A 12114-nucleotide genomic window follows, 5' to 3' on the forward strand; every position below is an offset into this window, starting at 1 on the left:
AAAAACATAAAAAAAGCCCCTTTTCAGGAGCTTCTATTTATTCTAAGGACATAGTAATCTGTCCATCATCTTCCAATTGAATATCAGAATCATCAGCATCCGTTTCTCCTTTTACTTCTAAATCCTCAGGAATAACCTCAACAGGAATTTCATACGGCAAAGGTTCCAGCAGGTTTACTTGTTTCAACTTATCAGTTGTCAATTGATTCCCCAAGGCTTTATATCCTTTCACCGATATAAACGATTCTATATCTACTGTCATCGCTTCTTTTTGAACTCCTTTTACTTTTGTGAAAATTAATTCAGCCACAGGACGATAATCTGTTGATACAATCTCTAATTGTGAATTAGGATGTTCCGTGATAAAACTTTCTTCTTTATTCTCTGTTTCCACCAAGAAACGTTTGATATAATAACGCTCTTTTTCTCCATCATAATAAATCGCAGAAATTGGTTTCTTTGGAATCCATTTCTCCAAAACCACCATATCTTCATCAAAATGAGTCGATAATTCTGGTGTAATTACTTTTATTTTTCCAGATTGCGATATGACCAAAATTTTATCATTAGGCCTGAACTCCCCTAATAATTCCCCTCTTGCATCAACGTTTAATCGTTGAACAGTATCATCAAACCAAACTTTTCTTGGCAATAAAGTAGAAATTCCTTTCTCCTTCAGTTCTATTTTTTTGATCGGGTATTTAGTAACCAAATTTCCTTTGGAAGCTCGGCCTTTTATCGCTAAACTGGCAAAATCAATATCGAATTTCAGTTTTTTGACACTTCCTACCTGACGCAATAATATCGTAATTACCTCAGCTTCACCATTTGGATTGCAAGAAAAATATACTACTTGAGAACCAGCAGTTTCATTGGTTAAATCGTATGCTTTATCTCTGGTAACTCCTGAAACATTGAATCTTTTTATATAGGAAGGCCCAGATTTTCCATCACGGTAAATCATGTTATAAATAGTTCGCTTATCGCTTTTGTCAAAAATAGCAATGTGAATAATATCTTTACCCACGAATGTTTTCGCATCTACTTTGGTAATCATCATTTTTCCATCACGCAGAAAAACAATTACATCATCAATATCAGAACAGTCTGTAACGTATTCGTCTTTTTTCAAGCTCGTACCTACAAAACCTTCTTCTTTATTGACGTATAATTTAGTATTTCTTAAAACAACTTTGGTTGCTTCGATATCATCAAAAATACGAAGTTCTGTCTGACGTTCCCGCCCTTTACCGTACTTCTCTTTCAATTTGGTAAAATAGGCAATCGCAAAATCAATCAGATGTTCTAAATTGTGTTTTACTTGTTCGATATCGCCTTCCAACGCTTCGATTTTATCCTGTGCCTTGTTACTGTCAAATTTAGAAATACGCATGATTCGAATATCTAATAAACGCAAAATATCGTCTCCGGTAACAGCACGTTTTAAGTGTTTCGTATGTGGTTTCAAACCATCATCAACGGCCTTAATTACCGTTTCTCTAGTCGTCATTTCTTCAATGTCACGATAGATTTTATTTTCAATAAAAATACGTTCCAAAGAAAGAAAATGCCATTGTTCTTCCAGTTCACTCAATTGAATTTCCAATTCACTTTTCAGCAATTGTACCGTTCTATTGGTTGAGATTTTCAACATATCCGAAACCCCAATAAACAACGGTTTATTATCTTCAATCACACAGCCCAATGGCGCTACCGAAGTTTCACAAGCCGTGAAAGCAAACAACGCATCAATGGTTTTATCTGGAGAAACACCAGGAAAAAGGTGAATTAATATTTCGACCTCTGCCGCAGTATTGTCTTCAATTTTCTTGATTTTTATTTTCCCTTTATCATTCGCTTTCAAAATACTGTCAATCAAAGTAGTCGTATTTGTAGAAAACGGAATTTGGGTAATCACCAACGTATTTTTGTCCAACTGACCAATTTTGGCACGAACCCGAACCCGTCCGCCACGCAATCCGTCATTATAATTAGACACATCAGCAATTCCTTGTGTCATGAAATCCGGATACAGTGTAAAAGGCTTCCCTTTTAATATTTTTATCGAAGAATCGATTAATTCATTAAAATTATGAGGTAACACTTTCGTCGAAAGACCAACAGCAATACCTTCGGCTCCTTGTGCCAAAAGCAATGGAAACTTCACCGGAAGATTGTTTGGTTCTGCTCTTCGTCCATCATAAGAAACGCCCCAATCGGTGATTTTTGGACTATAAATAACCTCCAAAGCAAATTTAGACAAACGCGCTTCAATGTAACGGGAAGCCGCAGCACCATCACCTGTTAGGATATTCCCCCAGTTTCCTTGACAATCAATAAGTAATTCTTTTTGTCCTATTTGCACCATCGCATCACCAATACTCTGATCTCCGTGAGGATGATACTGCATAGTGTGTCCAACTACATTCGCTACTTTATTGTAACGACCGTCATCTAATTCCTTTAAAGAATGCATGATACGACGTTGCACCGGTTTAAAACCGTCTTCAATCGCCGGAACGGCACGCTCCAGAATTACATAGGAAGCATAATCCAGAAACCAGTCTTTATACATTCCCGTAACTTTGGTAATAGTATCGTTTCCGTCTTCTTGATTATCGTAAAAATGCTGGCCTTCAAAAGATTTCTCTTCAGATTGATTTTCATCAATAGAATTATCTTCTTCCTGACCTTCTGGAATTGTATTTTCGTCTTCTTCGTCTTTCATTAAATATATTCTATTGAATAGTAATCAATTCTAATTTTGTGCTAAAAATGCTAAAAAGAATATTTTTCTTTACAAACATGCTCTTCTTTTGTAACCTCAATTCCATTTTTATCCATCTCTTTTTTTACACCTGTATCACATTCTTTATGGTCATTACTTCTTATGATAAAAAAGGTAGTCGAAAAACTAATTACAAATAATAAAGCGATAAAAATTAGTGTTCTTTTTGTAGGCATCTTATAACTATTTAAACTTTCTCGATTACATCTAATTCGACTTTCAAATTCTTGATGATAAATTCCTGTCTGTCTGGCGTATTTTTACCCATATAGAAAGACAATAATTGCTCAATCGAAGTGTTTTTGTCCATCATAATCGGATCTAAACGAATGGTTTCTCCAATGAAGTTTTTGAACTCATCGGGAGAAATTTCTCCTAATCCCTTGAATCGGGTGATTTCAGGTTTTGGTTTTAATTTTTCTATTGCGTCTTTACGCTCTTCATCAGAATAGCAATAAATGGTTTCTTTCTTGTTTCGAACCCTGAAAAGTGGTGTTTGCAAAATATACAAATGTCCTTCTTTTATTAACTCAGGAAAAAACTGAAGAAAGAACGTAATCAATAATAATCGGATGTGCATTCCATCGACATCGGCATCGGTTGCAATTACGATGTTGTTGTAACGCAATTTTTCCAATCCGTCTTCAATATCCAACGCCGCTTGCAATAAATTAAATTCTTCATTTTCATAAACAATTTTCTTGCTCATTCCATACGAATTCAGAGGCTTACCACGCAAACTAAAAACCGCTTGCGTATTTACATCGCGCGATTTTGTAATGGACCCAGAAGCCGAATCTCCCTCCGTGATAAAAAGCGTACTTTCTAAATTTCTTGGATTTTTGGTATCGGGTAAATGCGCACGACAATCTCTTAATTTCTTGTTGTGTAAATTCGCTTTTTTAGCACGATCTGTTGCTAATTTTCGAATACCAGAAAGCTCTTTACGTTCTCTTTCGGCTTGAAGAATTTTTCGCAACAGCGCCTCTGCTGTTGGAGGATTCTTGTGCAAATAATTATCTAATTTCGTTTTCACAAAATCATTTACAAAAGTACGTACCGAAGGCATTCCGGGCTCTGAACCCATATCTGTCGAACCTAATTTGGTTTTGGTTTGCGACTCAAAAACAGGTTCCATTACTTTGATACTAATGGCCGTAACAATCGATTTTCGGACATCAGATGCTTCGAAACTTTTATTATAAAACTCCCGAATGGTTTTTACAATCGCTTCTCTATATGCTGCTAAATGCGTTCCACCTTGAGTGGTATTTTGTCCGTTGACAAAGGAGTGATACTCTTCAGAATATTGGGTTTTGCTGTGTGTTAAGGCAATCTCAATATCTCCTTCTTTTAAATGAATGATAGGGTATTCTAAATCCTCAACATTTATCGTGGCTTCTAATAAATCTTTAAGTCCGTTTTCGGAATAGTATTTTTCGCCATTAAAAATGATGGTTAAACCATTGTTTAGATAACAATAATTTTGGATCATCTTCACTACATATTCCATGCGGAATTTGTAATTCTTAAAAATGGTTTCGTCAGGAGTAAAAATAACTTTGGTACCTTTTCGTTTGGTAGTGTCTATAATTTCTTCTTCGAGAACCAAATTTCCTGCGGAGAATTCGGCCGCTTTTTGTTTTTCATCTCGAACAGACTCTACTCGGAAATAATTAGACAGCGCATTGACTGCTTTAGTTCCTACTCCGTTTAGACCAACTGATTTCTGGAAAGCTTTTGAATCATATTTCCCTCCAGTATTCATTTTTGACACTACGTCAACCACTTTCCCTAACGGAATACCACGGCCATAATCCCGAACAGTAACCGTTTTGTCCTTAATTGTCACTTCAATAGTTTTTCCGGCACCCATGGCAAATTCATCGATACAGTTATCGAGAACTTCTTTGACCAAAATATAAATACCATCATCTGCAGAAGATCCATCTCCCAGTTTTCCTATATACATTCCGGGACGCATGCGAATGTGTTCTTTCCAGTCGAGCGACCGAATATTATCTTCGGTATATTGATTTTGTTCGGACATTGTAAAATTTGTGGATTTTGTGCTAATATAGTGTAATTCGATAAAATTTAAAATAGGAAGTCATCAAAGTTATCAAGAATGATATTGACATTTTCTATTGAAAGATTTTGAAATTAAAATGAATTCCTAAATAATTTTATAAATCGCAATTATCTTTCCATTAACAAAAATAGAAATAAAAGAGTTTTTTTTACCCACCAACGAGATTCCATAGTCTAAATCATTTTTTTGATCTAAATAGATGACTTTATTATCGATACTAGAAGAATATTCAACAGTATCATATTCATCCAATCCTTGAATCGCAAAAATAAACTTCTCCGTTTCTGATGTTAAATGCAACCCTGATTCAGGCTTAATTAATTGATAATTACTTTGAAAATAATTCCCAAAAAACAAAGGCAGTTTTGCGAAATCATTTTTATTTTTTTTTGTTAAAAGCCAATGCTCATCCAATGGATAATGATTCAAAAAGAAACTATCTGGATTTGTAAAAAAATAAATATCATTGAAATAAAACTTAAACAAATTTGTTTTAACAGAAATAAATCCTGCAGCTAATGTCGCATCAATGAATTTCCAGTCATTATCTATTCTAATCACATTCCAACCATGATTTACATCTATAGGTAAAATTCCAATTTGTGATGGATTAGATTTTAAATTTCCGATTACAATCTTAGCTTCTAATCCTAATTTTAAACATAAATATTCTACCAAAGCAGCGTACGAATGACAAACTGCTTTTCTTGAAGCCATAGCACCTGTGACTAAATCTAATTTAAATTTTCTTTCTTTTATTTCTTTTTCTTTTTCAGTTTTATAAGAAAATGCATTAATGGATTTAAATTCCATAGTTTTAGCTAAATCAACATCATAACTTATATTAGTTGCAACCCATTTAAAAACAGCTCTTGCTTTCTCATCCTGCTTGAAAAAATCGTTATTAATTAATTCCACTAATTGATCAGTACTGATTATACTTTTAGGATAAGCATCAACAATAGAATCTACTACATTATATTTTTGAGAATAAGCCGTATTTAAAAACGAAAGACATAAAAAAAGCAGCAACAAATTTTTCAATTGCATTCTAATATAAATTAATTTAAAAATTCTTGATAATTTCTTTCAAGTGATTATCCAATTCAGGATTAGAAATTTTACCGTTTACAACATCAAAATTAGCCTCAAAACTAGGAAGTGAAAAAGTAGCCTTTACGTTTCCACCATAAAATGGAAAAGCTTTTTTAGCAATTTCTAAAACGCTTGCGCCGCCTCTGGCTCCTGGTGAAGTAGCCATCAGTAACATTGGTCTTTCCTGAAAAACCTTAGCGTTTATCCTAGAGCACCAGTCGAAAACATTTTTGAAAGCTGCTGAATAATTTCCGTTATTTTCAGCAAGAGAAACCACTAGAATGTCTGCAGTGGCAATTTTAGCCAAAAATGCTTTTGCCAGCTCGTGCTGACCAATTTCTTTTTCTATATCAATAGTAAATATCGGCATTTGGTAATCATTTAAATCCAACACCTCCACTTCGGCCTTTTCAAATAAATTGGCTGCGTAAGTCGCTAATTTTTTATTGATAGAGTTTTTGCTGGGGCTTGCGCCAAAAGCTATGATTTTCATGAGAATTAGTTTTTATTAAAAGTAGTAAAAATAAAATAGTAACAAAACAATTAACCACTGATTCACAGATTTAAAAAACGATAAGAAAACGAAACTTCATTTCTTTCTTATCCGATTTTATCCCAGAGTGAAACAGAAAGCATTTTTACCATCAATCTCATTTTTTCTTGATAAAAAAGAGATTGATGGTAAATTATTACTTCACTAAACTATAATTTTAATTGGAGTTCAGTGAACTTCGTTTGAAGTGGAAAGCTGGAATTGGGTATATAAAAAAAGTCGAAAGTTATTGCTAACTTTCAACTTTATGACTTTCTCCTTTATGACTATATATTTATACGTTAAATCTAAAGTGCATTACATCACCATCTTTAACGATATATTCTTTCCCTTCAACCTTAAATTTTCCTGCTTCTTTACATTTAGCTTCAGAACCGTAATGAACGAAATCTTCATACGCAATAACTTCGGCACGGATAAATCCTTTTTCGAAATCAGTGTGAATAACTCCCGCAGCTTGTGGCGCGGTTGATCCAACATTGATGGTCCAAGCACGAACTTCTTTTACTCCGGCGGTAAAATAAGTTTGTTGCTTCAATAGTTTATAAGCAGCACGAATTAAAACCGAAGCTCCTGGCTCCGTCAATCCCATATCCTCAAGAAAAACTTGACGCTCTTCGTAGCTTTCTAATTCAGTAATATCTGCTTCAGCACCTACAGAAAGGACAATAACCTCAGCATCTTCATCTTTTACCAATTCACGAACTTGGTCTACATATTTATTTCCGTTAACTGCTGAATTTTCATCCACGTTACAAACATACAATACTGGTTTTGCGGTAATCAATTGAAAACCTTCCATCAAAACTTCTTCATCATTGTTTTGAGGTGTTATTGTTCTAGCAGATTTTGCTTGAAGTAACGTTTCTCTAATTCTGTTCAACAACGCTTCCTCAACGATTGCTTCTTTATTACCAGTTTTGGCTGCACGCTTTACTTTTTCTAAACGTTTTTCAACATTCTCCAAATCTTTCAACTGCAACTCAATATCGATTGTTTCCTTGTCACGAATAGGATTTACATTTCCATCAACGTGAACAATATTATCGTTATCAAAACAACGCAAAACATGAATAATAGCATTACACTCTCTAATGTTTCCCAGAAATTGATTTCCTAAACCTTCCCCTTTACTAGCTCCCTTTACCAATCCTGCGATATCCACGATATCAACAGTAGCCATTTGCACACGCTCTGGCTTTACTAATTCTTCCAGTTTTTCTATTCTGGAATCCGGAACATTCACAACACCTATATTAGGTTCGATAGTACAAAAAGGAAAATTTGCACTTTGTGCTTTTGCATTAGACAAACAATTGAATAATGTTGATTTTCCAACATTTGGTAATCCTACAATCCCTGCTTTCATATGTAGATAATATTTATTTTTTAATGGAATATTGTATCCCAATCCTATTAGTTTTAAAAAAAACTGAACGATTGAGATTCTATGATCTTTTTCTTTACCTATAACTGTTGCCAGTTAAAAGTTTAGCATTTAGTTTAAAAGTTTGCAAATATAAGATTTTATAAATGTTTAATTAAGTAAAAATTACAGTTTAAACAGGCCTGATATATTTTTTATAAAAAATTAAACGATGTGCTAATCTTTTGTTAAAAAAAAATTATATTGCAACCGATTTTAAAACAAACAAAAACCAAACACAACTTATTATGAAAAAATTTGCATTATTATTATTTCTATTAAACGTCTCGTTTCTTTTTGCACAAAAAGAAGTCTCGGGCGTTGTAAAAGACAACACCGGCAATGCCTTGCCTGGTGTAAATATTATTGAAAAGGGAACACAAAACGGAGTTTCTACTGACATGGACGGTATGTATAAGATTAAAGTAAAAGAGGGCGCTACTTTAGTTTTTAGTTATGTAGGGTTTTCTAAATTAGAAAAAGCAGCTACAGATGCTGTTATAAATGTTGTTTTATCCGAAGAAGGCGGACAAAACCTGGACGAAGTAGTTGTAACAGGGTCAAGAACGGCTCCAAGAAGTAACACTACCACTCCACTTCCTATTGATGTAATATCATCAAAAGATTTGGCTTCAACTGGTCAAGCATCATTTGACAAAGCATTACAGTACAAAATTCCGTCTTTTAACACGGTTCAAACTCCTGTAAATGATGCTACTTCATTGCTAGATCCATATGAAATAAGAAACATGGGACCTAGTAGAACGTTAATCTTAATCAACGGAAAGCGTAAAAACTTAAGTTCATTGTTATATGTACAAACATCTCCAGGACGTGGGGAAACTGGTGCTGATATCTCTGCAATACCTACAGATGCTATCGAAAGAGTAGAAATACTTCGTGATGGTGCATCTGCTCAATACGGTTCTGATGCGATTGCTGGAGTTATGAATATCATTTTAAAGAAAAGTACAAACGGTGGATCTGTAACTGCTAGAAGTGGTGTAACTTCTGAAGGTGACGGAGAAATGATTGGAGTAAGTTTAAATAATGGATCTACAGTAGGTGATAAAGGATATATCAACTATACTGTTGATTTTTCAAAAGTTAATCTTGCAAACAGACCTGGAACTGTAGATGCAGCTGGTGAAGCAGGAGATTTTGGAGCTTCACTTTCTGATGTTCAAGCTTTCCTTGCAAAAAAACCAGATGCTGGAAATATCAATGGATCTCCAGAAACTGCAGCTGCTAAATTTTTAGTTAATGGTGGATTTGAATTATCAGATGAAACATCATTGTATTATAACGCAGCATACGTTTACAAAAAAGTAAACTCATTTGCTAATTACAGAACACCATATTGGAGAACATTAAATCCTGCTAACCCATACCTTGCTGATTTCTTTGGAGATGGTACAGCAGCGTCTTACGTAGGTTATGTTCCTACTTTTGTTGGAGATTTAAATGATTACAATGCTACTTTAGGATATAAAGCAGTTAAAAACGGTTGGAATACTGACGCTAGTGTAACAGTTGGTGGTAACTCCCAAACGTATTCAGTAACAAACTCTCAAAACAGATCAGACATTCAAGATGCAAATGGTAACAACGTTTATCAAGAAAACAGCCCTATTACTTTTCAACCTGGAGGGACTGCTTTTAATCACATTGTAGGAAATTTAGACATCTCTAAAATAGTATCAGACAAAGTGAGTATTGGTTTCGGTACTGAGTTCAGAACAGAAAATTTTGAAGTAATCGAAGGAGATAAAGCTTCTTGGGATGGTATTGGTGCAGACTCGTTTGCAGGAAACAGACCTGAAAACTCAGGAAAATGGAATCGTTATAATTTAGGAGCTTATTTTGATGTTGCTTATGATGTAACTGAAGATTTCTTAATCAACGGAACACTTCGTCATGAAGAATATAGTGATTTTGGTGGAGCTACCGTTTGGAAATTAAGCTCAAGATATAAATTTGCAGATGACAAAATTACATTAAGAGGATCTGTTTCTACTGGATTCAGAGCACCTACATTACACCAAATTTACACACAAAAAGCACAATATTCTTTTGTAGCTGGTCAAGGAATTCAAGTAAGTGGAATTATCAACAATGTATCTCCACAAGCTCGTATTTTAGGTGTTCCACAACTAGATGCTGAAAAATCAACTAACGTAACTGTTGGTATTGGAGCTAAGCCTTCTAAAAACTTCAACTTTACTGTAGATTACTACAATATCAAAGTAGAGGACAGAATTGTATTAGGAGACAGACAAGATACTCAATTTGGTAATGTTGCTTTCTTTTCAAACTCATTTGATTCTCGTACATCAGGTTTAGATGTAGTAGCTAATTACAATAACATCTTATTAGGAGAAGGAAAATTAGGATTCAATTTATCTGGTAATGTTACCTTACAAAATGAAAGAATCTCTGATGTAACAAACAATTCGTTCGGAGGAACATTAGACGCATTAATGTTTACATCAAGACCTGATACCAAATGGATTTTAGGAGCTAATTATGAAATCGGTAAATTTGGTTTCTCTTTGAACAATACTTATTTCGGAAAAACAACTTTCAAACAAGATGGTTTGAATGCTAACTTAAGAACTGAGTTTACTCCAAAAGTCGTTACTGACTTAGGAATTACTTTCTCTGCAACTGAAAAATTAACTTTGGCATTGAATGTAAACAACTTATTAAATGTTCTTCCTGAATGGAATTTCAAAGCAGAAAATGCAGCTGGGACAGCTATTTTAAACGACCCTACTCAAGTAAAAAATCAATCTAACTTGATCACTTTCAACCAACGTTATTCTCAAATGACGTATGATGGATATCACTTTAGCCAATTAGGAACTATGTTTAATTTATCTTTAAACTATAAATTCTAATTTAGTATTGAATAATTTAAAAAGGGCTATCTTTCGATAGCCCTTTTTTTATTTCACTAATTCTCCCTGAATTTAGTTATTATCACATCAGCAACTGAAAAACAACTTCATCAGAAAATTTTATGCTGGAGTAATTGCCGCAAGAAGTAAGTAAAACCTACAGCACTAAACCCTTTATGTGAATTATATAATCTTTTATTATAATTACGTAACAAGTACCCAGCCAAAGGATTGTAAATTTGTTTCATATTAATCACAAAATTAAATATTATGAAAACTATAATTCTTGGAATAGCTGCTTTTCTATTTACAGTAAATATTCAAGCTCAAAATAAAAATGTTAAATCGGAAGTTAAAACGACAGTTACTACTGTAAAAAATTCTGATGGGCAAAAAAAATCAGTAAAAACTCAAGAAGTAAAAGAAATTCAAAAAATTGAATTGAAAGACGCCGAATCTAATGCATTAAACAAAGAAAGAAAAGAAACACCGGTTGAAGTTACGGCCATCACTAGCATTACAGCAAATGGGGTTACCAATATTGTTGATGTAGATAGATCAGCATACTATGATTTAAACGGAGAAAAATATGAAGTCAAACTAGCTGAAAGTGGATATACTATATACCAACCTAATGCTGAAAAAGCTGCTGTTTTAAGAAAAACATCAAACAACAATTATATTTACAGTTCAAAGAACAAAACTTCTTATGGTTACTTTGATGCTAATGGGAATTTAGTTTTAGAATCCTATGATGACAAAACAGATAAGATAACGGTAGAAACTTTTGTAATTATCAAAAAATAATCTATTACGGAATACAACAAAAAAATCCTGAGTTATAGCTCAGGATTTTTTTTTAAATTAAAATTTAATCTTTATTCGTTATGTAAAAACGCTTGTCTATTTAGTAACGTTTCTTCGTTTTCTACATGATTATCATCTGGAATACAACAGTCTACAGGACATACTGCAGCACATTGTGGCTCATCGTGAAAACCTTTACATTCTGTACATTTTCCTGGCACGATGTAATACACTTCGTCAGAAATAGGAGTTTGAGCTTCATCAGAATCTACTTCGGTACCATCCGGCAAAATTACTTTCCCTTTAAGTTTTGTTCCGTCTTTATATCTCCAGTCATCTGCTCCTTCGTATATTGCTGTATTTGGGCACTCTGGTTCACAAGCACCACAGTTGATACATTCGTCTGTTATAATAATTGCCATTTTTCTATAGTTTTAAAGTCTTAGTATCAAA

At 33.8% G+C, this 12114-nt stretch carries 9 protein-coding genes; 2 read left to right on the forward strand and 7 right to left on the reverse strand.

All coding sequences use genetic code 11. The features are described 5' to 3' along the window. Positions 1-37: 37 nt before the first annotated feature. The 6 genes from ACNQF8_RS10990 to ychF all read right to left on the reverse strand — a co-directional run bounded on the left by ACNQF8_RS10990 (position 38) and on the right by ychF (position 7897). The gene (locus tag ACNQF8_RS10990; RefSeq protein WP_417953525.1) at positions 38-2728 is read right to left on the reverse strand and encodes a DNA gyrase/topoisomerase IV subunit A; all 2691 of its coding nucleotides are present in this window, start codon (positions 2726-2728) and stop codon (positions 38-40) included. 50 nt (positions 2729-2778) lie between these two features. Beyond that, positions 2779-2964, reverse strand: coding sequence for a hypothetical protein (locus ACNQF8_RS10995; protein ID WP_417950113.1), 186 nt, complete (start codon positions 2962-2964; stop codon positions 2779-2781). A gap of 11 nt (positions 2965-2975) precedes the next feature. Then, positions 2976-4838 (reverse strand): DNA topoisomerase IV subunit B, encoded by a 1863-nt coding sequence (locus tag ACNQF8_RS11000; RefSeq protein WP_315207863.1) that lies wholly within the window; start codon positions 4836-4838, stop codon positions 2976-2978. A 126-nt stretch (positions 4839-4964) separates the two neighbouring features. Then, the gene (locus tag ACNQF8_RS11005) at positions 4965-5930 is read right to left on the reverse strand and encodes a transglutaminase domain-containing protein (protein ID WP_417953524.1); all 966 of its coding nucleotides are present in this window, start codon (positions 5928-5930) and stop codon (positions 4965-4967) included. A gap of 16 nt (positions 5931-5946) precedes the next feature. Beyond that, entirely contained in the window at positions 5947-6468 is a 522-nt protein-coding gene (locus ACNQF8_RS11010) for an NADPH-dependent FMN reductase (RefSeq protein WP_417953523.1), read from the reverse strand. A 334-nt stretch (positions 6469-6802) separates the two neighbouring features. Then, positions 6803-7897, reverse strand: a complete 1095-nt coding sequence (gene ychF / locus ACNQF8_RS11015) for a redox-regulated ATPase YchF (RefSeq protein ID WP_113633349.1) — start codon at positions 7895-7897, stop codon at positions 6803-6805. Positions 7898-8202: 305 nt separating this feature from the next. Between ychF and ACNQF8_RS11020 the strand changes: the two genes are divergently transcribed. After that, the gene (locus tag ACNQF8_RS11020) at positions 8203-10854 is read left to right on the forward strand and encodes a TonB-dependent receptor (protein WP_417953522.1); all 2652 of its coding nucleotides are present in this window, start codon (positions 8203-8205) and stop codon (positions 10852-10854) included. Positions 10855-11124: 270 nt separating this feature from the next. Continuing rightward, positions 11125-11661, forward strand: coding sequence for a hypothetical protein (locus tag ACNQF8_RS11025; protein ID WP_417950122.1), 537 nt, complete (start codon positions 11125-11127; stop codon positions 11659-11661). Positions 11662-11732: 71 nt separating this feature from the next. On the opposite strand, the gene ACNQF8_RS11030 is transcribed toward ACNQF8_RS11025, so the two are convergent. Continuing rightward, a complete protein-coding gene (locus ACNQF8_RS11030) occupies positions 11733-12083 on the reverse strand; it encodes a 4Fe-4S dicluster domain-containing protein (RefSeq protein ID WP_417950124.1) in 351 nt (116 codons plus the stop codon). Positions 12084-12114: the final 31 nt, after the last annotated feature.

Source organism: Flavobacterium labens, assembly GCF_048286755.1.
Taxonomy (GTDB): Bacteria; Bacteroidota; Bacteroidia; order Flavobacteriales; family Flavobacteriaceae; genus Flavobacterium.

What these genes read in the sequence shown, in the direction of transcription:
- ACNQF8_RS10990 (WP_417953525.1), bottom strand. Translation starts at nt 2,728, where the DNA reads ATGAAAGACGAAGAAGACGAAAATACAATTCCAGAAGGTCAGGAAGAA.
- ACNQF8_RS10995 (WP_417950113.1), bottom strand. Translation starts at nt 2,964, where the DNA reads ATGCCTACAAAAAGAACACTAATTTTTATCGCTTTATTATTTGTAATT.
- ACNQF8_RS11000 (WP_315207863.1), bottom strand. Translation starts at nt 4,838, where the DNA reads ATGTCCGAACAAAATCAATATACCGAAGATAATATTCGGTCGCTCGAC.
- ACNQF8_RS11005 (WP_417953524.1), bottom strand. Translation starts at nt 5,930, where the DNA reads ATGCAATTGAAAAATTTGTTGCTGCTTTTTTTATGTCTTTCGTTTTTA.
- ACNQF8_RS11010 (WP_417953523.1), bottom strand. Translation starts at nt 6,468, where the DNA reads ATGAAAATCATAGCTTTTGGCGCAAGCCCCAGCAAAAACTCTATCAAT.
- ychF (WP_113633349.1), bottom strand. Translation starts at nt 7,897, where the DNA reads ATGAAAGCAGGGATTGTAGGATTACCAAATGTTGGAAAATCAACATTA.
- ACNQF8_RS11020 (WP_417953522.1), top strand. Translation starts at nt 8,203, where the DNA reads ATGAAAAAATTTGCATTATTATTATTTCTATTAAACGTCTCGTTTCTT.
- ACNQF8_RS11025 (WP_417950122.1), top strand. Translation starts at nt 11,125, where the DNA reads ATGAAAACTATAATTCTTGGAATAGCTGCTTTTCTATTTACAGTAAAT.
- ACNQF8_RS11030 (WP_417950124.1), bottom strand. Translation starts at nt 12,083, where the DNA reads ATGGCAATTATTATAACAGACGAATGTATCAACTGTGGTGCTTGTGAA.